This window comes from Mesorhizobium sp. M0048 (genome assembly GCF_040323405.1).
Taxonomy (GTDB): domain Bacteria; phylum Pseudomonadota; class Alphaproteobacteria; order Rhizobiales; family Rhizobiaceae; genus Mesorhizobium.
In genome coordinates, this window is sequence record NZ_JAMYUV010000012.1 from 75,879 (window position 1) to 100,606 (window position 24,728).

The 24,728-nt window shown below is 61.5% G+C and carries 19 protein-coding genes and 2 pseudogenes; 5 read left to right on the forward strand and 16 right to left on the reverse strand.

Features of this window, described 5'->3' with window-relative positions; translation table 11 throughout:
* Positions 1–267: 267 nt before the first annotated feature.
* Both NKJ84_RS14320 and NKJ84_RS14325 read right to left on the reverse strand, forming a co-directional pair.
* On the reverse strand, positions 268–453 hold the full coding sequence (locus NKJ84_RS14320; protein ID WP_352506971.1) for a DUF2259 domain-containing protein: 186 nt from the start codon (positions 451–453) through the stop codon (positions 268–270).
* 86 nt (positions 454–539) lie between these two features.
* Positions 540–1,064 (reverse strand): annotated as a pseudogene (locus NKJ84_RS14325) (DUF2259 domain-containing protein); the annotation flags it as partial.
* A 170-nt stretch (positions 1,065–1,234) separates the two neighbouring features.
* Here NKJ84_RS14325 and NKJ84_RS14330 point away from each other — a divergent pair.
* Together NKJ84_RS14330 and NKJ84_RS14335 are read left to right on the forward strand one after the other, a co-directional pair.
* Positions 1,235–3,142 carry a propionyl-CoA synthetase gene (locus NKJ84_RS14330; protein ID WP_352506972.1) on the forward strand — a complete coding sequence of 636 codons (1,908 nt, stop codon included), beginning with the start codon at positions 1,235–1,237 and terminating at the stop codon, positions 3,140–3,142.
* A gap of 129 nt (positions 3,143–3,271) precedes the next feature.
* On the forward strand, positions 3,272–4,036 hold the full coding sequence (locus tag NKJ84_RS14335) for a metallophosphoesterase family protein (RefSeq protein ID WP_352506973.1): 765 nt from the start codon (positions 3,272–3,274) through the stop codon (positions 4,034–4,036).
* Between the two features lie 16 nt (positions 4,037–4,052).
* Here NKJ84_RS14335 and NKJ84_RS14340 read toward each other — a convergent pair whose 3' ends face one another.
* From NKJ84_RS14340 to NKJ84_RS14365, 6 genes are all read right to left on the reverse strand, one after another.
* Positions 4,053–6,473: a polysaccharide biosynthesis tyrosine autokinase gene (locus NKJ84_RS14340; RefSeq protein ID WP_352506974.1), complete on the reverse strand. Its 2,421-nt coding sequence runs from the start codon at positions 6,471–6,473 to the stop codon at positions 4,053–4,055.
* 150 nt (positions 6,474–6,623) lie between these two features.
* The gene (locus tag NKJ84_RS14345) at positions 6,624–7,520 is read right to left on the reverse strand and encodes a UTP--glucose-1-phosphate uridylyltransferase (protein ID WP_254816102.1); all 897 of its coding nucleotides are present in this window, start codon (positions 7,518–7,520) and stop codon (positions 6,624–6,626) included.
* Between the two features lie 70 nt (positions 7,521–7,590).
* The gene (locus NKJ84_RS14350; RefSeq protein ID WP_254816101.1) at positions 7,591–8,541 is read right to left on the reverse strand and encodes a glycosyltransferase family 2 protein; all 951 of its coding nucleotides are present in this window, start codon (positions 8,539–8,541) and stop codon (positions 7,591–7,593) included.
* Complete coding sequence (locus NKJ84_RS14355; RefSeq protein WP_352507004.1) at positions 8,531–9,481, reverse strand: glycosyltransferase family 2 protein; 951 nt, start codon at positions 9,479–9,481, stop codon at positions 8,531–8,533. Before NKJ84_RS14355 ends, NKJ84_RS14350 begins: the two co-directional genes overlap by 11 nt.
* Positions 9,481–10,473: a glycosyltransferase family 2 protein gene (locus NKJ84_RS14360; protein WP_352506975.1), complete on the reverse strand. Its 993-nt coding sequence runs from the start codon at positions 10,471–10,473 to the stop codon at positions 9,481–9,483. The genes NKJ84_RS14355 and NKJ84_RS14360 overlap by 1 nt, the downstream gene beginning before the upstream one ends.
* An 11-nt stretch (positions 10,474–10,484) precedes the next feature.
* Positions 10,485–11,657, reverse strand: a complete 1,173-nt coding sequence (locus NKJ84_RS14365) for a glycosyltransferase family protein (RefSeq protein ID WP_352506976.1) — start codon at positions 11,655–11,657, stop codon at positions 10,485–10,487.
* Between the two features lie 302 nt (positions 11,658–11,959).
* Between NKJ84_RS14365 and NKJ84_RS14370 the strand changes: the two are divergent.
* A pseudogene (locus NKJ84_RS14370) lies at positions 11,960–13,012 on the forward strand (polysaccharide pyruvyl transferase family protein); the annotation flags it as partial.
* Between the two features lie 222 nt (positions 13,013–13,234).
* On the opposite strand, the gene NKJ84_RS14375 reads toward NKJ84_RS14370, so the two are convergent.
* The 8 genes from NKJ84_RS14375 to NKJ84_RS14410 form a co-directional block, all read right to left on the reverse strand.
* A complete protein-coding gene (locus NKJ84_RS14375) occupies positions 13,235–14,698 on the reverse strand; it encodes a lipopolysaccharide biosynthesis protein (protein WP_352506977.1) in 1,464 nt (487 codons plus the stop codon).
* Complete coding sequence (locus NKJ84_RS14380; protein ID WP_352506978.1) at positions 14,695–15,864, reverse strand: glycosyltransferase; 1,170 nt, start codon at positions 15,862–15,864, stop codon at positions 14,695–14,697. Before NKJ84_RS14380 ends, NKJ84_RS14375 begins: the two co-directional genes overlap by 4 nt.
* Before the next feature lie 187 nt (positions 15,865–16,051).
* Positions 16,052–17,131 (reverse strand): glycosyltransferase, encoded by a 1,080-nt coding sequence (locus tag NKJ84_RS14385; RefSeq protein WP_352506979.1) that lies wholly within the window; start codon positions 17,129–17,131, stop codon positions 16,052–16,054.
* 31 nt (positions 17,132–17,162) lie between these two features.
* Positions 17,163–18,494 carry a UDP-glucose dehydrogenase family protein gene (locus tag NKJ84_RS14390; RefSeq protein WP_254816094.1) on the reverse strand — a complete coding sequence of 444 codons (1,332 nt, stop codon included), beginning with the start codon at positions 18,492–18,494 and terminating at the stop codon, positions 17,163–17,165.
* Between the two features lie 85 nt (positions 18,495–18,579).
* Positions 18,580–19,446, reverse strand: coding sequence for an endo-1,3-1,4-beta-glycanase ExoK (exoK, locus tag NKJ84_RS14395; RefSeq protein ID WP_352479829.1), 867 nt, complete (start codon positions 19,444–19,446; stop codon positions 18,580–18,582).
* Between the two features lie 132 nt (positions 19,447–19,578).
* On the reverse strand, positions 19,579–19,980 hold the full coding sequence (locus NKJ84_RS14400) for a hypothetical protein (RefSeq protein ID WP_352506980.1): 402 nt from the start codon (positions 19,978–19,980) through the stop codon (positions 19,579–19,581).
* A gap of 269 nt (positions 19,981–20,249) precedes the next feature.
* Positions 20,250–21,272: a glycosyltransferase family 2 protein gene (locus tag NKJ84_RS14405; RefSeq protein WP_352506981.1), complete on the reverse strand. Its 1,023-nt coding sequence runs from the start codon at positions 21,270–21,272 to the stop codon at positions 20,250–20,252.
* 455 nt (positions 21,273–21,727) lie between these two features.
* A complete protein-coding gene (locus NKJ84_RS14410) occupies positions 21,728–22,048 on the reverse strand; it encodes an exopolysaccharide production repressor protein (RefSeq protein WP_352506982.1) in 321 nt (106 codons plus the stop codon).
* A gap of 559 nt (positions 22,049–22,607) precedes the next feature.
* Between NKJ84_RS14410 and NKJ84_RS14415 the strand changes: the two genes are divergently transcribed.
* Together NKJ84_RS14415 and NKJ84_RS14420 are read left to right on the forward strand one after the other, a co-directional pair.
* Entirely contained in the window at positions 22,608–23,285 is a 678-nt protein-coding gene (locus NKJ84_RS14415; protein ID WP_352479827.1) for a sugar transferase, read from the forward strand.
* A gap of 171 nt (positions 23,286–23,456) precedes the next feature.
* Entirely contained in the window at positions 23,457–24,704 is a 1,248-nt protein-coding gene (locus tag NKJ84_RS14420) for a polysaccharide biosynthesis/export family protein (protein ID WP_254816387.1), read from the forward strand.
* Positions 24,705–24,728 lie beyond the last annotated feature (24 nt).

Below are 24,728 nucleotides of genomic sequence, written 5' to 3' on the forward strand. Positions count from 1 at the left end.
AGAAATAGTCGGTGATAGGACCGACATCGGCAACGCCGCGTACCGTCAGACAGTTGCCCTCCTCACCCTGCGTAAGATAAAGAATCTGCGGGTTTGGGGAGTTCGATCATGCGTTACAATTGGGATCGGGCGCCGACGGGTTTCGAGCGCCATGGAAAGATGCTGGCAGCCGCCTTGCTGATCGTCGGCGGGGTCGGACTTATGCTCGCTGCCCTCCCGCTTTAGGGACAACAACTCGGGTAGCGGACTACTTCCGTGCGCGTTGCCTCAGTGCACCTGGCCTGTCACGGCGAGAAAACGGCGGTCACGCCCTTCAAATCCCTGGCTGAAGCGCTGCACGAGCACGACAACCACGCCCGCTTTGCCGTCTGGGGTGAAGGTGTAGGATTCCGACAGGCTATAGGAGGTCGGGCAATTCCTCGAACCGGGTACAGTCCTGTCCTCGTGCAACACCTTGATCGGATGGCCGTCCTGGCCTGCAGCGTCAGGCGAAAGCCGAGCGCCTTGCCGGTCATCTCGCCCTGCTGTGCCCCGTCGAAACTCGCTGAACAATCCGCCGTGCTATCGGCAAGAATCTGCTCGAGCTGAATGGTCGAGATGCCAAGCTCGTCATAGGTCGGCGAAAGCCATTGTTGCGAAACCTGCTCGAGGCGCGCAATGTCGTTGTAGGCGACCATGTCGTCGGGAAAGGTGAACCTGTCCAAGGCAGTCCGCTCGCCACGCGGCGCTATGTAATACTTGGCCAGCAAGGGCGCCGCCTGCTCCGCGGCCTGTGCCCTTGCCTGCGCAAGTGTCAGCGTCGAATCCTCCGTCTCGTCGACGACGAGGATCGGCTTGCCGCCGACGAACTGATCGGTGCGGGTGTCGATGATGTCGATCTCCGACCAGCCCGAATCCGAAGCACCGGCATCGAGCGTGCCGTACTGTTCGAAGGCGAAGTAGTCGCCGTCTGGCGAAAAGCCGATGACGCGCCGAGCCGCCGCGTCGCCTGCCTGAGCAGCTGAAGCGAGCACCACCGCCAGCGTCGCAACCGCGGCAAACCCAAGCTCATATCGCAATTTCATCGCGCCCTGCCCCTAATGCCGAAAATTCGAACGATACCGGCCCCCAGACCACCATGACCCGCACTTGCGGCCAAGTTAGAACGACAGCAAACGAAACGCACAAATACATGGTTACACAAACCAGCATACGCTATTTCAAGGACAGCAAACATTCCTGGGGAGGAAGCTGGATGGCGTCACGCTACCACGAGATCTATGACGGCTGGAAACGCGACCCGGAAAAGTTTTGGGCCGATGCCGCGGGCGCTATCGACTGGTTCTCGCCCTTCGAGACCGTGTTCGACGCCAATGCCGGCGTCTATGGCCGGTGGTTCAACGGCGCTTCCTGCAACACCTGCTTCAATGCCGTCGACCGCCACGTGGCGGGCGGCCGTGCCGACCAGATCGCGTTGATCCATGACAGCGCGATTTCGGGCACAATCAGAAAATTCACCTATGCCGAGTTGAGGCGCGAGGTGGTCGCGCTGACGTCGGTGCTCAAGAATCGCGGCATCCAAAAAGGCGATCGCGTCATCATCTATATGCCGATGGTACCAGAAGCAGCCTTCGCCATGCTTGCCTGTGCGCGGATCGGCGCCGTACATTCGGTGGTCTTCGGCGGCTTTGCCTCGCATGAGCTCGCCACCCGCATCGACGATGCCAAGCCGAAGCTGATCATCTCGGCGTCCTGCGGCCTGGAGCCAGGGCGCGTCGTTGCGTATAAACCGCTGCTCGACAAAGCGATCGAGATGTCGCGGCACAAGCCCGAAGCCTGCCTCATCCTGCAGCGCGACCAGCTGCGCTGCGAGCTCAGGGAAAATTACGATATCGACTATGCCGACGCCGTGGCGCGAGAGCGGGCCGCCGGCGCCAATGTCGACTGTGTCCCGCTGCTTGCCACCGATCCGCTCTACCTCATCTACACGTCGGGCACGACCGGCCAGCCGAAAGGGATCGTCCGTGACAATGGCGGCCATATGGTCGCGCTGAAATGGTCGATGGAAAACGAGTTCGGCGTCAAGCCGGGCGAAGTGTTTTGGGCGGCTTCCGATGTCGGCTGGGTGGTCGGCCATTCCTACATCGTCTACGGCCCGCTGCTGCATGGCTGCACGACCGTGCTGTTCGAGGGCAAGCCGGTCGGCACGCCCGATGCCGGCACCTATTGGCGGGTGATTGCCGAGCACGGCGTCGTCGCGCTGTTCACCGCGCCAACCGCCTTTCGCGCCATCAAGGGACAGGACCCGAAGGGCGAATTCGTCCCGAAATACGACCTGTCCAAATTCCGCACGCTGTTCCTCGCCGGCGAGCGCGCCGATCCGGAAACCATCAAATGGGCGGAGCAGAAATTGAACGTGCCGGTGATCGACCATTGGTGGCAAACCGAGACCGGCTCGCCGATGACCATCAACCCCGCCGGACTGGGCCTGCTGCCGGTCAAATACGGCTCGCCCGGCGTGCCGATGCCCGGCTATGACATCCGCGTGCTCGACGATGCCGGGCATGAGGTCAAGCGTGGTACGCTTGGCAATGTCGTGGTGAAATTGCCATTGCCCCCCGGCTGCCTGCCGACGCTGTGGGATGCCGACGAGCGGTTTCGCCAAGCCTATCTCGAGGAGTTCCCCGGCTTCTACAAAACCGCGGATGCCGGCATGATGGACGAGGACCGCTATCTCTATGTCATGGCCCGCACCGACGACATCATCAATGTCGCCGGCCACCGGCTCTCGACCGGCGCCATGGAGGAGGTGCTGGCCGCGCATCCCGACGTCGCCGAATGCGCCGTCGTCGGCATTGCCGATGCGATGAAAGGCCAGGTTCCGCTCGGCTTCGTCGTGCTGAATGCGGGCGTCGACCGCGATGCAGGGATCATCGAGAGCGAGGTGGTTACGCTGGTGCGCGAACGGATCGGCCCTGTCGCAGCTTTCAAGACGGTAGTGACGATCAAGCGCCTGCCGAAGACGCGCTCCGGCAAGATCCTGCGCGGCACCATGCAGAAGATCGCCGACAAGGAAGAATGGAGTATGCCCGCGACGATCGACGATCCCGCCATCCTCGACGAGATCACCGCCGCGCTGAAGGGCCGCGGGATCGGCCTGTAAGAACGCCGAAGCCGAGTTGCGTTCGAAGCTCCGGTATGGAACGACCGGTGCCAGACATGGTATCCACGCGCTGCGTCGCCATGTTGTTTCGAGATCGAGGCGCATTCACAGCCATACGGGACGCCATTCGTGACCTTGTTCCAGCGATCGAGAAACACCCGGACCGCGGCGCGCCAGCGGCTCGAGATCGATATCCGGGACTCAGTCGTCTACGCGATCGGCGACGTGCATGGCTGCTATAAGGAGCTTCGCTCCCTGGAGCAGAACATCCTGCTCGATTCTGCGTCTTTCGAGGGGCGCAAGCTCATCATCATGCTTGGCGACTACGTCGATCGTGGCCCGCAGTCGGCGCGCGTGCTCGATCATCTGCTGGCGCCGCCACTCCAAGGCTTCCAGCGTATCTGCCTTGCCGGTAACCACGAAGTCGTGATGCTGAACTATCTCGACGGGATCATTTCGAGAGAGTCGTGGCTGGCGATAGGCGGCCTGCAAACGCTGTTTTCCTACGGCGTCGACCCGGACCGCATGGCCGATCTCTACGGTTCAAACGAGGAGGTCGACGGGCGCATTCGGGAGATCATTCCCGCCGACCACGTCAGTTTCATGCGTGCGCTGCCGGTCATGGTCTGTTCGGCGAAATTCGTATTCGTTCATGCCGGCATCAGGCCGGGCATCGACCTCGCCGCACAAGACGAGGACGACCTGCTCAACATCCGCTCGGAGTTCTTCGAAGCCGCGCATCTTCTCGACCGCTATGTGGTGCACGGGCATACGCCGGTCGAGCTTCCGAAGCTCGAGGGACGCCGGCTTGGCATCGACACGGGCGCCTTCCAAAGCGGCCGGCTGACCGCAGTCAGGATCGCCGACAAACGCGCCAGGCTGATATTTTCCTGAGCGCGATATCCGTCGCTCAGGCGGCCGCCTTTGTGCTCGCTTCCGATTTTTCCAGATAGTAGCTCGAATATTTGTCGAAGAATCTTTCGGAGCCGCCGATCGAGCCATACTTGGCCAGTTTCTTCAATTCGACCTTGTTCAGAACCGCGCCGACGATCTTCTTGGCGATATAGGGTTCTGAGCTCAGCACGGACTGCACCATTGCCCGCGGCGTGCGTCCCCACTCGGCGACCAGCACGAAACCGTCGACAAGTGGGGCGAAGGCCTTGGCGTCGACGACTGGCCCGAGCGGCGGCAGATCGACGATGATGTATTCGAAAGTTTCCTTGGCATTGTCAATGAAGCGCCGCATGCCGGCCGAAGACAGAAGCTCGCTGGTGTGCGAAAAATGGCCACGCAGGACGGCCGGGATGATCGCCAACTTGGTCTGCCGGTCGATCTTGCCGACCGACTGCCAGGTCCGCCCGCTCACCACCGCTTCCATCAGGCCTTGCTCGGCCTCCATGCCAAGGCTGCGGCTGAGGCCGGGGTTGCGCAGGTCACCGTCGATCAGCAGCGTTTTCGATCCGTTGGCGGCAAGCAGCCCGGCAAGATTGGCGGCAACCGTCGACTTGCCTTCGCCGGGCAGCACCGAAATCACACCAATGACCCGGCTGCCCTGGCCTTCCATCACGACATCGAAGGCGATCTTGGCGTTGCGCAGCGTCTCGGAGAACATTGACGCCGGTGCATCGACGGTTACCCGCATGCGCGCACGTTTTTCGGCTGCCGACAATGTCTTGGAGGACTGGGATTTGGAGGACTTGGCAGTCCTGGTTTCGGAGGCCTTGACGTCGGGCTGACCGTCGTCGCGCTGGTCGTCCTTCCCAGCCTTGCCGATGACCGGCAGGTAGCCGAGGAATCTGAGGCCGACGCGGTCGCGCACATCCTCGCCGGTCCTGAAGAACCGTTCCCTGAATTCATTCAGGCCGCCAACCCCGGCCCCCATCATTATGCCAAGCGCCAGCGAAAGCCCCAGCACGATGGCCGTCCGCGGGGTTGCGGCCGACTGCGGCATCGTCGCATCAGAGATGACCCGGATCTTGCCTACCGGGAAGGATTGCTGCTGTGCAGCCTCCTCATAGCGGTTCAGGAATGTCTGATAGAGCGTCGAGAGCGCCGTCGCCTTCTGCTCCAGTTCACGCAGCTTGACCTGCGACTGGTTGTCGATGGAGCTCTTGCCTGCCGCCAAGGCGACATTTGCGCGGAGCGCGGTCTCGCGCGCCAGAGCGACCTCGTATTCGTTGCGGTAGCTTTCGGTGAGCTGCTTCAGCTCGCCGAAAATCTGCGCCGATATGTCGGCCTTCTCCTTGGCGAGCGCGACGGCCTGCGGATGTTGCGGGCCGAAATTGGCTTCGACATCCTGCTGCCGCTTGGCGACGGTGAGATAGCGGTTCTTGAGCGTCGTGATGACCGAGCTGCTCGGCTGGTCGTTCGATATCGCAGCGTCCTTGAACGCATTGTCCGAGCCGCTTTCGACGATCGACTTGTACTGCTGATAGCGGGCGCCGGCACGTGCGGTATCGGCCTGCGCAACGATCAGCTGGGTGTTGAGATCGGACAGTTGCTTGTCGCTGATCAGCTGGCCGTCATTGACGGCCAATCCATGTTCGGCCCTGAACTTTTCGACCGCCAGTGCGGCCGCCTGGGAGCTCTCACGAAGCTCGGTCAGCCGGCCTTGCAGCCAGACCGCCGCCCGCTCGGTCGCGTCGAAGCTGGCATCGAGCTGATCGGCGAGATAGGCGTCGGCATAGGCCTTGGTGATGGCGGTCGCAAGCGCCGGATCCGTCGCCTGGAAGGAGATGCTGATGACAAAGCTTCGGCCGATCCGCTCGGCGTCGAGTTGGTTCTGCAGTTTGAAGATTGCGTAGTCGCGGGGCGACGACGATGCGGTGATCGCGTCACGCGTCGCAGCATCAAGCTGAGTGACGTCGGTCGTGCTAGCGGCGCGCTTGGGGCGGACAGACTGGATGATACCGCGTACAAAGCCTGCGACCTTCGACAGAGCCGACGTCGGAGGGTTCATGAAAGCGTCGTTCTGATCGAGCTTCAGCTTGTCGACGACCACCCCCGCCAGCCTGGCCGACTGCAGAATTTCGATCTGGCTCAGAACGGCGGAGTCGGTCTGCATGCTGACCGACGCCGCCGAAATGTCATCGACGACCTTGTTCAATCCTTCGTCGATCAGCACGCTGCTCGTCGCCACATAGGTAGGAGGCGTCGTCTGTAAGTAGAGGACGCCGAGAAAGAGACCGATGACGGCACAGGCGGCAACCACTTTCGCCTGCCGCGCGGCCATGCCAAGCAGGCGCTCGATGTCGATGAAGTCTTCGGCGTTTGCCGCACTCGAAGCCGGCAATGGCGTCCTCTTCTCGACAGGAAAATTGGCATAGTTCATCTTCGGTCCAATTCTAGTTTGCAGGCGCTACCGCCTCGAAGGTCGGGACATAGGGTGCAAACCTTGCGCCGGACAGTGCGCGTTACGCGCGGCGCAACGGGCCTGTCCTGCGTCATCAGCCGCACCCACAATGCCTCGAAAAAATGGACATTATGCGGCTTCTTCCCGACGCTGATGCGACCGGACGAATTCCTGCAGCATATCGAAGATCGGGCCCTTCATATCCTCCCGCGCCAGCGCGAAAGCGATATTGGCCTGGATAAAGCCCTCCTTCGAACCGCAGTCGAACATGCGGCCGTCGAAAGGCTGGGCAAAGAAGGCTTGCGTCTGTGCGAGGCGCACCATCGCGTCGGTCAGCTGGATCTCGTTGCCGGCGCCGCGTTGCTGGCTGCCCAGCAGCGAGAATATCTCGGGCTGCAGGATGTAGCGGCCGTTGATGTAAAAGTTCGACGGGGCGTTGGCCGGAGCCGGCTTTTCGACCATGGCCGTCACCTCGAAGCCAGTGCCGACATCCGCGCCGCGGCCGACAATGCCGTATTTGCTGGTCTCGGTCGGGTCGCAACGCTCGACGGCGATGACGTTTGCGCCGGTCTGTGCATAAAGATCGGCGACTTCGGCGAGACAGCCGCGCCCGCCAAAGGACACCATGTCCGGCAAAAGCAATGCAAAGGGCTCGTCGCCGATGACTTCGCGCGCGCACCACACGGCATGGCCGAGGCCCTGCGGCGACTGCTGGCGGATGAAACTTGTCGCGCCGGCGACGGGAAGCAGGCTTTCGAGCGCTTCAAGCTGCGCCTTCTTGCCGCTCTGCTCCAGGGTTCCGATCAGTTCAGGATGCAGGTCGAAATAGTCCTCGATCACCGCCTTGTTGCGGCCGGTAACGAAGACGATGTGCTCGATACCTGCCTCGAACGCCTCATCCACCGCATATTGCACGACAGGCCTGTCGACCACCGGCAGCATTTCCTTCGGCATGGATTTGGTCGCCGGCAGGAACCGCGTTCCAAGCCCTGCCACCGGTATGACTGCCTTCCTGACTTTTTTCATTGCATATTCCTTCTGATCGATTTCAACCCGTCGCAGGCGGCGAAAACTATCTTCATTCGCCCGCAGCCCTTCACCTCCCCGCCACCACGGCAAACTGTGCCGCTACCCTTCGCAGCCGGACGGCGATCGGCATGCTCATATGCCGAACCGCCGCCGGATCGCTGAGCGCCGTCCATATCGCCTTAAGCGGGGACCGCGCCTTGATGTGCTGAACCAGCGACAGGAATGACGCCGCCCGCCGCAGGCTGCGAGCGCGCCTGGCAAACGCCGCCGCGGCCGCAGCATCCATGGAATGGGTTCCGGCGAAGATGGCATCGGCCCTGCGCATCGCCTCGACGTGATGAAGCTCCAGCACCCGGGAAATGGAGCCGGTGCGGATGTGGTAGACATAGCCTGTCGTCGGTTCGACCACGCATTTGCCGCCTTTGGCCAGAGCATTGGCCAGGAGGATATAGTCTTCGCCGATGATCAAGCTTTCATCGTAGCGCAGCCCGTTTTCGTTCAGGAACCGGCGCTGGAAGATCGGCTTGAGATAGCCGAGATTGAATCTCGATTCGAAGACCACATTGCCGGCGATGTAATCCGCCAGCGAGATTTCACCGAGCCCTTCCAGATAGTCGGCCGGGAACATCGTCTCTTCGGCAACGCCATCCTCCCGAACGACCTGCAGATTATCGACCGCGATCTCGGCGCCCGCCTTCTCCGCGCGTTCGATCATGGTGCAGATTCGCCCGGGATAGACCGCGTCGTCGGAATCGAGGACCGCGACCCACCTGCCGCGGGCAAGTTCAAGGCCGGCGTTCCTGGCGCCGCCGGGGCCACGGTTTTGCTCAAGCGCGACCACGCGTACGATGCCTTCGGGGTAGGATCTCGCCAGATCGAGCGTCCGGTCGGCCGACCCGTCGTCGACGACGATGACCTCGACGCTGACATTGCGCTGGGCAATGGCGCTGGCGATCGCCCGATCGATGGTCGCCTCGGCATTGTAGGCGGCAATCACGAAGCTCACGTCAGGCTGCACGCTTGCCCCCTTGCTGCGGCGAAGACAGACCGTATTGGCGGATTTCACGAACCCCGACGAGGCCGGTGACGACGCCGACATGCATAATGCCGCGAAGCAGGCTGCGGTTCCGGCGCACGGGGTCGATGGCGACCGGAATTGCCGACAGGAAACTGTAGGCGGCCTTTGCCGCGGCAATGCCGACCTGCTTGAGCCGGGCAAGGCCGTGTACATTGCGCCCCAGAAGATGACCGTGCGTCTGCCCGACGCGGAACCGGCGGCGGCCGAGCCAGTCGAATGCCGCCCTGGCAGGTGGCACCGCTTCGTCGACCCAAGCCTCCGGCGAAAAGGCGATGCGGCCGCCGGCCTTGACCATCTGGTCGAAGAATTCCGTATCTTCGCCACCGGTCTGGCCACGTGCCAGGCTGAAGCGCTGGCCGCGCAGGCTCTCAGCCCCAATCCTGAGCAGGACGTTGCAGGTATAGCCGGTGCGGATCTCGCCGCGGACCCAGACCGGTAGGGTCGAGTGGAAATCACCCTTGCGCATCCAGGCGGGCGCATCCGCCCGGTAACGGGCTCGCACCGGCCCGAGAACGGCCGCAGCACCAGTTGCTTCCGCCGTCGCCACCAGTTCGGCAAGCCAGCCGGCGGTGGCCGTCTCGTCGTCGTCGATAAAGGCGACGAAATCGCTCGCACTGGCATCGAGGCAAGCGTTGCGCGCGATCGAGATGTTGCGGGCCGGGGCGTGCCGATAGGTCACCGGCAGCTTCAACTCCCCCGCCAGCCTGGCGACCAGCGTTTCGGCCGTCGGCGTATCGTCGTTGTCCGCAACGATGACACCGACGTCGAATCCCACGGGCATATCCATGGCCGCTATGGAGCGAAGCGTGTCGGCAAGCTCCGGCCGGCGAAATGTGCAGATGCAGATATCGATGCTTCGATTTTTCCTGACCGGCTCCATCACGCTACCTCGCGCTGCGGTCGCGGTGCGAGCAGTTGCAGCCAGAAACCGACCGACCAGCCGAAATGCATAACCATCGCCGAGACCCCGGCAAGCGCAATGTCGGGTTTGCGCTGGCTGACGGCGGTCAAAAAGCCGTAGCCGAGGCAGACCGACGCCCATAGCAAAAGCGGCACGGCCGCCAGCCAGTGGACGAAGGAAAAGGCGGCGAGAAGAACCACGGGGAACACCAGAAGCGGCACCATTTGCCGGATCTTCGGGATCATGCGGTGCTTGAGAACGTTCTTCGCCCGGCCACGGCCATAGCCGAGATACTGAAAATAGAGGCCCTTTAGCGAGGAGCGCGGGTAGTAGACCATCTGCGTCTTGCCGGTCATCCAGATGCGGTAGCCGGCCTGGCGGAGCCGATAGTCGAGTTCGGCATCCTCATTGTGGCTGAACGTCTCGTCATAGCCGCCGACCGCGGTGAAGGCCGATATCCGCATCAGCGCATGGTGGCCATGATCGACCCATTCCCCCGCCGAAAGGTGCCGGTGCTTGGAGCCGCCGGTGCCGAGCCTGGAATTCTGCGCCGCTGCCGCTGCTTTCTGAACCATGCCGCTGCCACTGGTCAGCATCGAGACGACGACCGAATCCGCGCCGGTGGCCTGCGCTTCTTCGATCAGCCGGTCGCAATAATCCGCGGGATAGCCGCCGTGCGCATCGATGCGAATGAGATAGTCGACGCCTTCCCCGAATCTGGCGACGGCGAGATTGATCGCCGCGCTCTGCAAGCGCTTTTCATTGTGCAGCAGGGTCACCCGCTGATCTTTTGCGGCGATATCCGCGACGATCGTCCTGGTGCCGTCGGTACTGCCGCCATCGGCAACGATGATCACGGCGCCCAGCCTCTCGGCCGCAGGGCGAAGCTCTCGAAGCAATGCGCCGATATGGGCCGCTTCGTTCAGGCACGGAACCACGATCATGCAGGATGGAATGTCGGTTTGCGTCATCGGCAGTCCTTCTATGCCAATGCTTCGGCAGCATATGGACCGGGAGCCGCAGTCAGCCCGCGGAGCTTTTCCACAAACGCCCGGCAATCGGCGCGGTCGTGGCTCCAGGTGCGCGGATTGCGGGCAAGAACACGCGCCCTCAATGTCTCGAACCGATGCTGCTCCATCGTGCCGACTGCGGCTTCGAGCGCCTCGGGGGTGGCTTCTGACAATAGAACCCCGATGCCTTGCCGGTCGAGGAACCGGCCGGTTTCGGTGGTTCCCATCGAAATCGGCACAGCTCCGAAGCGGCAGCCTTCATAGAGCCGGTTCGGCAGCAGCCATTCGGAGTTCAGGCCCTGCTCAAAAAAGTCGATGGCCCAGGAAAAGTGAACCTCGTGGTAGATCGCCGCCATGTCCTCGGGATTGCGGTAGGGCCCGCCAAACGACAGCCAGGGTTCCGATTGAACAAAACCATGGAAATCGGGAAATTCGGACAGCGCCGGCCGGCCTCTGAGGACGATTTCAAAGCGGCCGTCGAGGCGGCGCGAAAATTCGGCCAGAAGCTCCAGGGAGCGACGGCAGCGGAGCGCACCGAACCAGCCGATCCGCCACGGCGGCGCAACGGGATTCTCCGCCGTAATGCGGTCATCCAGCGAAGCTGCGGCCGGCTCGAAATGCTTGTTTTCGAGCAGTTCGACCGGAGCGGCAACCTGTCCGAACGGCTTGAAATAGTTAGCGATGAAGGCCGGAGAGCTGGTCACCAGAAGCTTCACATCCCTGGCTAGGAAGCGTTCCGCACCGCGCATCGCCCAGCCCAGCGAATCGTCGCGAAGCAGCAGGCGATGGATGTCCAGGCACTCGTAGACGATCGGCACTGTTGCCTGGAAAGCCGACCTGGCGCGGCGGGCAAGCGCCAGCATTTCCAGATTGCGCGCGATAATGAGATCGGGCCGTGGCATTGAGCCCAGCTTCGAGCCGGTCGAGACCACCGCCTTCATGATCGCGGCCAGACGTTGGGCGAATCGGCCATCACGAGTCGGGCCGAGATCGATCGGCTGCAAGCCCTCGACATCAGCAACTGCGCTTGCCGTACGACGAAAGCCCGCCAGCGTGACCTGGGCGCCGCCTGCCTTGAGCATTATGATCCGCCGGCGCACTGCCGGGTCGGAGACGTCGTGTACCAAGTACAAGACATGCAGCATGAAAACTCGACCGCTGTTGGCCCGCCCGCGACGATGCTAGTACACCTCTTGCTGCATCGCAACATTTTTGGTTGCAGCGTAGCAAAGATCCACGTTTTTTGTTGCACTGCAAAATCGATGGGTTAATCTCGCTCTGCTTGGGCCGCATGGACCGCGCGCTGGCCTGCCATCGGACTGCGCGCCAATAATCACGACGCGAGGACCATCCTTGGCGTGCAGCATTTTCGGCCAACCCGCCTGCAATTCGCCCCTTCGCGCCCGTCGATGGAAGCACGGGACTACTCACGAAATGAGGTCATTCCATGAAGATCGCGGTTGAAAACACCGTCTGCCTGAATACCGGGGATGCAGCGATTCTCCTGGCGATTCGCCATGTTTTCAAGACGATCGTGCAGGACGATATCCAGTTCTACGTCTTCGACAGCCAGCCGGAGGTGGCGGCGAGGCTCTACACGAAGAAGGACTATCCGGACCTCGAATTCCACAAGCTGCTGTCGGAATCGCTGTTCCGCTACAAATACGGCAGCGGGCTGAAGAACCTGTTCAAGCCGATCTACAATCGGCTCGTCCTCAATGCCCTGCGGCGGTTCGGCATCCGCGGCGTTGTTGGGCGTTTGTTCAGCTCAAGCAATCGCCGTGGTCTCGAGATCTACAAAGACGCCGATCTCGTGGTCACGACAGGCGGAACCTATCTCGTCGAGACCTACAATCTGGAGCGGCGCCTCAATCAATTCAGGATCGACGCGATTCTGGGCAAGGACCCAGTCTTCTTCACACAATCGCTCGGCCCGTTCAACAAAAGTTACAATCGCCAGGAGTTGAGCCCGATCTTCGACCGGAGCCCGCTCATCCTGCTGCGCGACGAACGTTCGCGGGGCCACATTGTGGACATGGTGAAAAACCCCGGCAAATGCCACGTCGTGGCCGACGCCGTCTTTGCCCTGGCCGACACTGACAGGATCGGAAAAATTCTGGCCTCCGGCCAGTCGGCGACCGTCACCGGCCGCGTCGCCATTTCCGTCCGTCACTGGAACTATGTCAGCGACGGCGAGGGCGGCATGCGCCGCTACATCGACTCGATCCGCGAGATCGCGACTATCCTGGTCAGGGACCACGCCAAGGAGGTCACCTTCGTCTCCACCTGCCAGGGCGTGCCGGAATACGCCCATGACGATTCCAAGACGGCGAGGGCGATCGTTGCCGAACTCGATCCGGAGATCGCCAAGCATGTCAGCGTGGACGCTTCGTTCCACACGCCGGAGCAATTGATGGCCCTGGTGAAAGGCTTCGACTTTGTCGTCGCAACACGCATGCATATGATGATCATGTCGCTCTGCGTCGGCACGCCGGTGCTGCCGATCGCCTATGAATTCAAGACCAAGGAGCTTGCCAAGCGGATCGGCGTCGCCGACCTGCTGCTCGACATCGATACGGTGACGCCCGAGGAAGCGAGCGAGAAGCTCGGCAGACTTACCGCCAATCTCGACCTCTATCGCAGGACGAGCCTTCAGGCAGTGCTTGAGGAGCATGCGTCGGCGATGTCGGCAGGTGAGCTTTTGAGGCCGGTGATCGCTCGCCTAGCGGGCGTTGCGCATGGCGCTGGAAAGCGTGGTGAACAGGGCGCTGCGCGACTGGCGAAGGGCAAGCATGAGGATCAGGCCGATCGAATAGTTGAGGGCAACCGCCAGGACCACCGCGAGCAGGTCTGATTGGCCGGTCAGCGATGCCGGCAACTCGCGGTACACGGACCAGGCAAGCAGCGACGATACGATGAAAAGCCCCTGCATGATCAGGAAGTCGGCTGCGGTCACCGGGCCGACCCGGTGGACCAGGACGGCAAGCACCGGGACGCGCAGCACATAGCCGCTGATTGCATAGGCCGCCGCGACACCGACGGCCCCCCAGTGCAATCCGATGATGAAGGCGGCGACCGTCGTCAGCGACGAGTAGATGCCCCAGTGGAACATGGTCTTGGTCTTGCCCTGGCAGATGAAGATCCATCCCGTGGTGCTCGAGACGGACTGGATCAGGCTGGCGATGCCCAGCCAGGCGAAAATCGGCGCCACCGCCGCCCAGCGCTCGCCGAAGAGAAGCCCGACGACCTGGTCCGACGTTAGCGTCAGCGCCGCGATGCCGGGCATGGTGACGGCCGCCAGCATCCAGTTGGTTCGCACATAGATGTCGCGAAACCGCGCCTTGTCCTCATGGATGCGGCTCAGCAGCGGCACCATCACGCGTGTCAGCGGCTGGTTGATGTTCTGCAGCGGGAACAGCAGGAGCTTATAGGCGCGGTCATAATAGCCGAGCTCGATCGCGCCCGAATATTTTCCGATCAGGATGTTGTCGAGATTGCGCGAGAAGAAGTTGGCCAGATTGAAGCCGGTCAGATTGGCGCCGAAGGACAATATGTCGGTATCGACCTTCAGGTCCGGCCGCGACGGCGTCCAGCGCGCCACCTGCCATGCCGCGGCCAGCGCGACAACAGCCGATACCGCCGGGCCGATGACCAGCGACCAGTAGCCCAGCCCCGCATAGGCCGCGGCTGCTGTAGTCGCAAGTCCGGCAGCAGCGGTTATCATGTCGTTCAGCGCGAGCTGGCCAAAGCGCAAGTGACGGTTCATCAGCGCCAGCGGCACCGCGGCGAGGCTGCCAAGCAGCAGCGGCAAGGCAGAGCCGATGGTGATCCCGACCATGCGTTGATCGCCGTAGAAGGCGGCGATGGCGGGCGCCAGGCATGCCACCATCACGGCACTGCCCAGCCCGACCAACGCACTGATCCAGAATACCTGGTTGAGCTGCTCCGTGCTGATATCCTTGCGCTGGACCACAGCCTGCTGCAGGCCAAGGTTTTGAAGCAGTCCGACAAAGGCCACGATCGGCCCGACAGAAGCCACCAGGCCGAAATCCTCGGGCACGAGCAGACGCGCAAGCACGATGACGGAGAGAAACTGGATCGCCATCTTGAAGCCTTGCGCGCCGATCGTCACCACGCCGCCGCGCAGGGCGACACGACCGAACTGGGGGGGCGGGTTGGCGTTCATGCCGGGCGCCCGGCTTCGGCCAGCTGGGCAACGATCTGCGCAAAACGTTCGTTGAGCACGTCCGCGTTGAAATCCTGCTCGATCTTACGGCGCGCCGCACGTGCGATGCGCTCGCATTTGTCCGGGTTTTCGGCCACCCAGACAAGCTTGCGGGCCAACGCCGCAACGTCTCGCTCCGGTGCGAGGAAGCCCGTCTCCTGATCTTCGATCAGTTCGGGAATGCCCGAGTGATAGGTGCTGACGACGATCAGCCCGGCGGCCATAGCCTCCATCAACGCCACCGGAATACCCTCGAGATCGCCGTCTCGCGCGGTAACGCTCGGCAACAGGAATACGTGGGCATCGCGCAGGCGCTGCTTGACCTCGGCGTGCGGACGCGGCCCGAGGAAAGTCACCCGGTCGGCAATGCCGAGATTTGCGGCGAGGTTCTTCAACTCTTGCAGCAATTCGCCGCCGCCAATCACCGAATAGACCCAGTCGCGCCGCGGCAGGCTGGCGAGCGCCCGAAGGGCGAATTCGATGCCCTTCTTTTCGGTCAGCCGGCAGACCGAGATGAAGGACAGTGTGTCCCGTTCCCAGGAACGCCAATGGTAGCCGATCTCACCGGGCCGCACGCCCATATGGTGAACCATGACTTGCGCCGGGGGTGCGCCGACGCCGATCAGGGCGTCGCGGAAAAACGCGTTCACCGGGAGCTGGAGAACACCCTTGTCGAAGACAACCTTGTAGCGCGTGAGTGTGTTGTCATGCAGCGGTTCGCCGACATCGCGGCCGTGGAATATGGTCACCAAAGGAGCGGAAATCCGGCCTCGTTTCATGGCGCGGGCGACGCGCATGCCGTTATTGCCGAAATGCGCGACGATCACATCGGCGTTCTGCAATTTGCGCGCAAAAGCGATGTCGACGGCGGTCGAGAGCTTATCCCAGAACCTGCCCGACCATTTCCTGAGCGTCGGGCGAAAGCGCCCCAGCCCGCCCCACCAGCAGACGACCTTGCCAGGGAGAGCCTGCCAGCGGCGATCGTCGATGTTGCTGTCCTTGCCGAAGGACGTCTCGTTGCAGACGACGCCGACTTGCATGCCGCGCTCGAGGCACCCTTCTATCTGGTCAAGGACGAAGGTCTCCGACAAAGAGGGGAACTTATCAACTACGAAGCAAATCTTCATCGAATGGACGATCTTTCGAGGCCGGTCGGCGATCTGCTCGCGCGGATGAGGGCTGACGCCCGTCGCCGCCGTGCGAGGCGCTTCAAGCGTCTGGTGTTGTGCATGTTGTTGTCCCAAAGCCGCTCACACCCCGGTCAGGCGCAAAAGCGGGCTGTTGGGCGACATAAACGATTTTGGACGAAATGCATCAGGCGGCACGCTCCAGCGCGCCTTGCCTGGCGTTGTCGAGAACGCCGAGGAAGGTCGTGAACTGATTGTCGGGGTTCATTTGCGGCCGCTCCGAAAACAGCTGCGCCGCCGCCGACAGCCGATCGTACTCGGCCTTGTCGCTCCATAGTCGCCTGACCGCGGCGACCCAGTCGTCGAGCGGTGCGTCATAGTCGAGCACAACGCCGCCGGCGCCAATCGCTTCCGGCAGGCCGCCGCGGCGGGATCCGACGACTGGAATGCCGCTGCAATGGGCCTCGGATGCCACCCGCCCCCAAGCTTCTTCCCATTTGCTGGGCGCCAGCAGGATCTTGGTGCGGCCATAGACGGTCTTCATGTCGCTGGTGCGGCTTTCCAGCCTGACGTTGCGTAGCGGCGCGATGATCCGTTCGATCTGCGCCCGGTGGTCGTCGTCGAGCTTCCAGCTTTCGACGAACAGGAACGGGATTTCGGGGCATTGGCCGGCGATGCGCACGGCGAGTTCGAACCCTTTTTCATTGTAAGGATTGATCAGCGTGACGAATTCGCCGGTGGTCGGCGTGCTGTAGAGCCCGGGATTGATGGTCGGCGGGATTACGGTCGAGTCGATGCCGAACTTTTCCTTATAGGTGCGCGCCGTGAATTCGGAGTTGGCGATATAAAGCGCCGAATGCAATTCGCGCAGGTCGCCGGCCAATTCGTGGAATTCGACGTTCCGCAGATAGACCACCAGCGGCACGCCGAGCGCCTGCAGCGCCTTTCCGATCGGCACCGATTTGTGGCACTGCACGACGGCGACATCGGGATCGAGCCGTTCGACGGCGAAGCGGGCCGCCTCCCAGGGAAACCACGCCCGCACGACAGGATAGCCGGGATAGCTGTCGATGACCGCGCGCTGGCGAAGGAGCTTCATCTTGGCGCGCGCCTTGAAACCGAACATGCCGTCACCGAACAGCGCCGCCAGCACCGAGGCGTCATGACCGTGCTCGCGCAGCTGCTCGACCAGATGGTGCGTGCTCGACTGAACGCCACCGCTGAACTGCGGTGTGTAGCCGTTGCCGCCTGCAAACAGAACTTTCATGGACCTGGCTCCTTGCTGGACCGCCCTAGCGTCACGCCGCCATTCTGCCGATGCTGTGGTATTCGATGCCGTGGCGGGCGATGACCTTGGGGTCGTAGAGATTGCGTCCGTCGAAGATGACGGGCCTGGTCAGCGCGTTCTTCAATGCATCGAAGGACGGCGCGCTGAAACTCTTCCACTCGGTCACGATCAAGAGCGCGTCGGCGCCTCGCAGCGCGGCCTCCTTGGTGCCGCACAGTTGCAGGTCGTCGCGCAGCCCGTAGATCGCCTGGCATTCCTGCATCGCCTCCGGATCATAGGCCTGGACATTGGCACCGGCGGCCCAGAGCGCTTCCATCAGCGTGCGGGCCGGGGCCTCGCGCATGTCGTCGGTATTGGGTTTGAAGGCGAGGCCCCACAGCGCAAAGGTTTTGCCTTTGAGATTGCCCTTGAAATAGCGGTGCACCTTCTCGAACAGGACCGACTTCTGCTGGTTGTTGCGCTCCTCGACGGCACGCAGCAGCTTGGCGTCGAACTTGACAGCCTCGGCGGTCTTGATCAGGGCACGCACATCCTTCGGGAAGCACGAGCCGCCATAGCCGAGGCCCGGATAGATGAAGTGGTAGCCGATCCGCGGGTCGCTGCCGATGCCCTTGCGGACCTCCTCGATGTCGGCGCCCAGTTGCTCGGCCAGGTTGGCCATTTCATTCATGAAGCTGATCTTGGTCGCCAGCATGCAATTGGCCGCGTATTTGGTGAACTCGGCACTGCGCACGTCCATCACGATCATCTTTTCGTGGTTGCGGTTGAACGGCGCGTAGAGCTCGCGCATCACCGCCTCGGTGTCCTCGTTGCTGGTGCCGACGATGATGCGGTCGGGCTTCATGCAGTCGCTCACAGCGGACCCTTCCTTGAGGAATTCCGGATTGGAGGCGACGTCGAAAACCAGATCCTCGCGCCCGCGCGCCTTCAGCGTCTCGGCGATCCTGGCCTTTATTCTTTCGCAGGTGCCGACCGGCACGGTCGACTTGCCGACGACGATCTTGGGCGCGTCCATCTCACGACCGATAGCCTCGGCGACGGCCAGCACATATTTGAGGTCTGCCGAACCATCCTCGCCCGGCGGCGTGCCGACGGCGATCATCTGGATCTGTCCATGCTTGATCGCCGCGGCGGCGTCGGTGGTGAACTTGATGCGGCCGGCGGCATGGTTCTCCTTGACCATATTTTCGAGACCGGGCTCGAAGATCGGGACATGGCCCTGGTTGAGCCTTTCGACCTTTTTTGCATCGATGTCGACACAGACCACCTGGTGGCCGACTTCGGCAAGCACCGCCGCCTGTACAAGACCGACATAGCCGATTCCAAAGACAGTCAAATTCATTCGGTTTCATTCCTGTTCAAGGCTTCGGGCGTGTTCAAGCTTCGGTTTTCCGACCACCTTCGGCCCGGCCGGTTCAGATGCGCTTCTAGTTTGTGTTGCATGCCAGCGATTCCGGGAATTGGCAGGGCTGGCCGAGTGCGGTGAACGCAACGCGATCCACCTGCATGGTGAGCTTGCGGCCCGGATCCGAGAACGGCCCCATCCAGCCCTTCATCGTGTCGCTGCCCCACAGGCTGAAATAGATCCTTTGCGAATGGGTGGGCAGCTTCGCCGGATCGGTGATCTCGTGGACAAGCTTGCCGTTGACGTACCAGCGCAGCCGGTCTTTTTCCCAGACGAAGGCGTAGTCGTTGAAGGCCTTGTCGGTGCCGCCGGCGACGTCGACCAGTTTCTCGTTCTTGCCTTTGCCGGCTATGTAGGCGTTGACCTGAACCTTGGACGTGTCCTTGGTCAGCACCTCGAAGTCGATTTCATCATGCGGCTGCTTGTCGGCATCGCCGACGAAGCTGAAGAATGCCGCGTTGACGCCGGAGCCCGTGTCGGTCTTCATCCGCGCCTCGTAGGTGCCGTAGCCGAAGCGCTGCTTGGTCTGGATCTCGGCGCAGGCGAATTCGCGATCCTTCAGCTTGCGCTTCTCGAAACCGAGCGTCAGCATGCCGTCGGAAAGCCCGATCAGGTTTTTGGACCAGGTGCAGTTCTGATGCTTGCCGTTCGTCCAGCCGTCGGAAATGTACCAGCGCGCGCGACTGAGGCTGGTGAAATCATCGACAAAAGACGGCGCGGTTGGCAGATCCTGCGCACGGACGGGTACAAGGCCCGCAACCAGACTGACGAGAACGATCAGCAGAAACGCGCCGTCTGAACGGAGCGGCCGCAGCTTGCCTGAGATCGGGCGCGTGAACGGGGTGCCGCGGGGTGCCGGGGCGGACGTGCTTTTAAGATCTGCATTCATATCAAAACTCACCTTGTGCTGTGCGCCCCCAAAGCGATCGTTCGAACCGTGACGAAACAACCTGATCTTGACCTCTGTCGCTCCCAAGCTCCGTGTTGTGCCTAAACCATTGCGCCGACCCAGGGTGTTCGCTCAGCCCGTGCCGGAATCGGCGGGCTTCACAAAATCAGTCCTCATGTCGGGACCGTTCTGCCGCTTCGGCTCGAAGATTTCATCCAGCGAATGACGGAGATCCTTCATCATCTGCATCTGGCGCGACAGCGCTGTGATGCGCCGCTCGCAATTCAGAATCGACCTGGTCAGTTCGCCGACTTCGGAAGACCTGCGCGAGGAGACCGAACCGTTCTCCATCGCCTCGACCAGAAAGGCGGCATTGGTGGCCGTTGTCCTGTAGCGGTTCTCAAGTCCGCTCTTCTCCGCCTCGACTTCGGCCGCGATCTGGTCCAGCAGCTTTGCCAAGCGATCGAGGCGCGAGGTGTCGGTCTGCGTGTCGCGCGCCGGATCTCTCGATCGGAAGCGAAAGATCGAGGCCATGTAGTCAGCGCCCCGTCATCGTCGAGCTGGTGAACGGCCTTAGAGCCCGTCCACATTCAAAAGACATTTCTTGCATCGTCCAGCTCCTCCGACAGGGTATGTCTCGGGCCAGTTCGGTTGGCCGTCCAAAATTGCTGCACCGCAACATAGATTGCCATTCCCTGCGCGCATAGGCAACCACCTAGATCGTAAACTCATGAATCTCGTTGAAATGGTGCGAGCCGACCTAAGGGTAACGGAGTGGCTACCGCCATCGCACGTTGACGGGCCTAGCTATCGCTGGCCGTGCTGGTTCCGGCCATGAGGAAGCGCAGCGGCGGCACATGCTGACGCTTCGCGGCGAGGCCGGCGCGGCGAAACAGCGCATCCAGCTTGTCGGAGGCAACGCCGCGGACGACGGCTGTGAGGTTGGACGAGCCGGCCAAGGCGTAGGCCGCGGCCGGTGCCAACCCGCGCTCAGCCTTCACGTCTAAAAACTTCCGCAGCCGGTATTTGTCGCGGATGTGCCGCTCGTGCCTTCTCAGCGCAGCCTTCGATGCCTCCGGCAAACTGTCGATCGCAAGCAGTGCCAGGTCGGCATCGGCCAGATGCTTCAGGTCCTGGGTCTTGTGCCGTCCGCTCAGCGAATCGGCGCGCACGATCGCGCCGTAGCCACAGGATTTGATGACCTTGAAGCGCGCGCCATGGGCAACCGCGCGCGCATAGAGTTCATAGTCTTCACCCAGGCGCAGCTTCTCGTCGTAGCGCAGCCCATGCCGATCGAGGAAGGCGCGGCTGATCACTGGCTTGAGGAAGCCCAGTTCCCCTCGTTGCACACGGCGCCTGGAGATATTGCCATCGACGAAGCCCTCGAAATCGAGGAATTCCGGCTCGGGCGAGAACGGTGGAGCAACGATTTTCGAAACGTCGGTTGCCGCGTCATCCCTGACAAGCATGATGTTGTCTGCGGCGAAATCCCAATCGGTGCTGGCGAACAGTCTGTGAAACCTGCCTTCGAAAAAGAAATCATCAGCGTCCAGAATGCTGATGAACGGCGACCTGGAACCGGCTATCGCGGCGTTGCGTGCAAAGGAGGGGCCGCGATTGACGTCGAAGCGGATGACGGACAGGCGGCCCGTGCCGTCGCCGGCTGCGTGGGCGACTTTCGCCGTATCGTCGGTGGACGCGTCATCGACGACGACAACTTCCGCAACCTCAGGTTCGCGTAATGCCGATGCAATGGCAGCCGGGATTGTCCGCGCCGCATTGCGTGCGGCGATGATCACGCAGACCTGGAATGATGTCATGGACATGCCTCTCGATTGCAGAAGTCGTTGCGGATTTCCTCGCCCCGACCGCTCAATGACCCACCGCCCAACCTGAAATGCATCGGCCCAAACGCCTATGCTGCAAGTGCGAAGCAAGCATCGCCAAAATCATCGGCGCCGTCCAGTTTTTCATTCTGCTGGGTGTCATGGCCCGGCTGGGCAGGCGGCGAGCCTCAATCGGGATGGCTCCAGAAATGCGCCGCTTGGCAGAGCCGTTCCTACACGCTCCATCAGAGCGCTCGACTGGCGGAAAACCAGTTGCTGGTCCTGGCCGACCGGACTGCGGCGGGGCGGAGCGAGCGCGTCGAGGCCCGCAGTGTCAAGGAAACGAAAGAACAGGAATGCCGACTGCCGGTGTTGTCGAGGCGAGCAATTCGTCAGAGGACCGGCGAGCTTAACCATAGGTCACATGGACATCGCAGACCCGGCCAGGCCCGAAATCAGTGAAGGCCTCTCCTTGCGCTGAATTTCTCGCCTTCGGCCGCCTCGTTCGAACTCAGCTTTCGTTCAGCGTCGCGAATTTTGTCGGCCGGGGTCGGGGCATTTCTGGCGACCATGGCAAAGACCAGTAGAAAATAACCCATTTGGATGACTATGGCACAGCCGATGACGCGAAACAGCGTCGTACCGAGCGAGGCGCCGCCCAAATAGGACCAGACGATCACGATCGCCAGCGCAAAACACATTCCGATAATGAACTTTGGCAGTGACATACCCGATAGCCCATCCACCGGCTCGGGAAAAAATGTCGACAAGCCCACCCCGAGCACCTCCCTTAAACTCTGCGAGCTTATTTAGGTTGCCCGCTTCTGGCCGGTTGCTTCCGGCCTAGCCCAATCTGTCCATTAGTCCGACAGAAACAATTTGCAACTCTATTGAGCCGCGCAATAGCCGGCAAGGGCAGCTGCGGAATAAATTTTAAACGAATCCTCGGGATCGACTCTGCCATGGTGCAATGCACACGTCGGCATCACCACTGATTGCCGGATATCGACTCGCTCCAGTAAGATTTATGATATCGACTAGTATTTTATCACAACATCAGTCGTTATTTCGAAATTCTAAATGACGACAAAGCTCCACAACAGGGTATAATGAGCGATTCGCCTAAAATCAGCCTCAAAATTGGACTAGCTTTTCCAAAATTGCCCATAATCCGTCTCTTTTGCGACATAAAGGCGAAATTTTGTGCAGGACGAGTTTATTATTTAGTCAGTTCATGACGCGACTATTACAGCCGTCTGGGAAATTGTGTGTTGCGCTGCAGCATTTTTTTGGTATCGTGCGGTAAACCATCCGTTCAACGTATGGAGTTTACGCATGAGGGACGTAGCCAAGCCGGCCGATGCGGATTTTTCGCAGGCCGGTGTCGATTTTCCGCCACCGATCGGCGGCCTGCTCAAACGCAGCTTCGATATTGCCGGTTCGCTGATCGGCCTGGTCGCTCTCAGCCCGCTGTTCGTGATGATAGCGCTGCTTGTCAAGTTTTCCGATGGCGGGCCGATTTTCTATGGTCATAGCCGGATCGGCCGCGGAGGACGGATTTTTCCGTGCCTCAAGTTCCGCACCATGGTTCCAGACGGCGAGCGGGTGCTTGCTGCCTATCTCGCCGCGAATCCGGAGGCCAGCGCCGAATGGATCGCGACCCGCAAGCTGAAGAACGACCCGCGGATCACCCGCGTCGGAGCGGTGCTGAGGAAGCTCAGCCTCGATGAGTTGCCGCAGATCATCAACATCCTGCAGGGGGATATGAGCCTGGTCGGGCCTCGTCCCGTGGTGCGCGACGAGCTGGAGATTTATGGCAATTCGGCCGTCTATTACCTGAAATCGCGCCCCGGCCTGACCGGGCTATGGCAGGTCAGCGGACGCAACGACGTTTCCTACGACAGCCGCGTCGCGTTCGACAGGCACTATGTCGAGAACTGGTCGATGTTCGAAGACATTCGCATCATCATCAAGACCGTACCTGCGGTCTGGATGTCGCGAGGCTGCTACTGACGGCCGCTTGCTGGCCGTACATCGAGGAGCAGCTGTCCAGAATTCGGGCCCGAAACTCAGGCCCCTAACTCAGGCATCGGCAGTTCATCGGGCGGGGCAAACCAGATCGGAAACGCTCAGTTGAAAGCAGATATAATCGATATTTTTTGCACCGGCATTCTCTCCAGACGCATGCGGCGAGTACGACTTTTGACGACTTGCCTTACAGTGGCGACCGGCCTGACGCTGTCGCTAGCCCTGCCACAGTTTGCCTTCGCCGACGACTATCGGCTTGGAGCACAGGACAAGCTGACCATCCGCGTGGCGGAATGGCAGACCGTCGAAGGCACGTTCCGCGACTGGTCGGCCATCAATGGAGAATACACGGTCGGGCCCGCTGGAACCTTGTCGGTTCCCTTCGTCGGCGAGATGCCCGCATCCGGCAAGACGACTTCGGAGATCGCCGCATCGCTCGGCGAGGCGCTGCAGCGCAAGCTCGCTCTGGCCGACAGGCCGGAGGCTTCCGTCGAAATGGCGCAGTACCGGCCATTCTACATCTCCGGCGAGGTGCAAGCGCCTGGCCAGTATCCTTGTGTGCCTGGGTTGACCGTGCTGAAAGCGATGAGCATTGCCGGCGGAGCCCGGCGGACCCCGGAGAGCGGACAGCGCTACGATCGCGACCTGATCAATGCCAAGGGCAATTTCGACGTACTACAAGACCAATTGGTCAGGCTGACCGTCAAGCGCGCCCGCATCGAAGCGGAACTGGCGGACAAGCCGACATTCGCGGTGCCGAAAGAGGTGGCCGACGATCCGAAGCTGCCCAGCATCGTTGCCGATGAGACGGCGATCCTGGCAGCCGACCAGAAGAAACTCAAGCTGCGCTTGCAGGCGCTCGACGATTTGAAGGCGCTGCTGCAGAGCGAGATCGATTCGCTGCAGAAAAAGATCGTCAACCAGCAGAAGCAGGTTGATCTGGCGAAGGAGCAGCTCAACGGCATCGGCTCGCTGGCGCAAAAGGGCCTGGTCGTCAACACGCGGGTTTTGAACTCGCAGCAAACCATCGCCGACCTTGAGGGCCAGATCCTGGATTACGAAACGGCGATTCTCACGGCCAAGCAGTCGATCAGCAAGGCCACCCAGGACGCCATCGATCTCGAGAACACTCAGAACTCCAGCCTCGCGACCGACCGGCAACAGACGGAAGCCGATCTCAACGAGGTGACGCTGAAGCTGAACATGGAAAAGGCCCTGATGTCCGAAGCCTTGTCGGGCAGCCCTATGCCGCAATTCTATGGCAACAACGAACCAGCGGCCTTGTCTTTTTCCCTGGTGCGGGTGGTCGACGGCAAGACCAGCGAAATCACCGCCGATGAAGACACGCCGGTGCTGCCAGGGGACGTGATCAAGGTCAAACCGGCGCCCCTGGCCATCCAGTAGCTTCTTTCCACCGGAGCGAAGCAC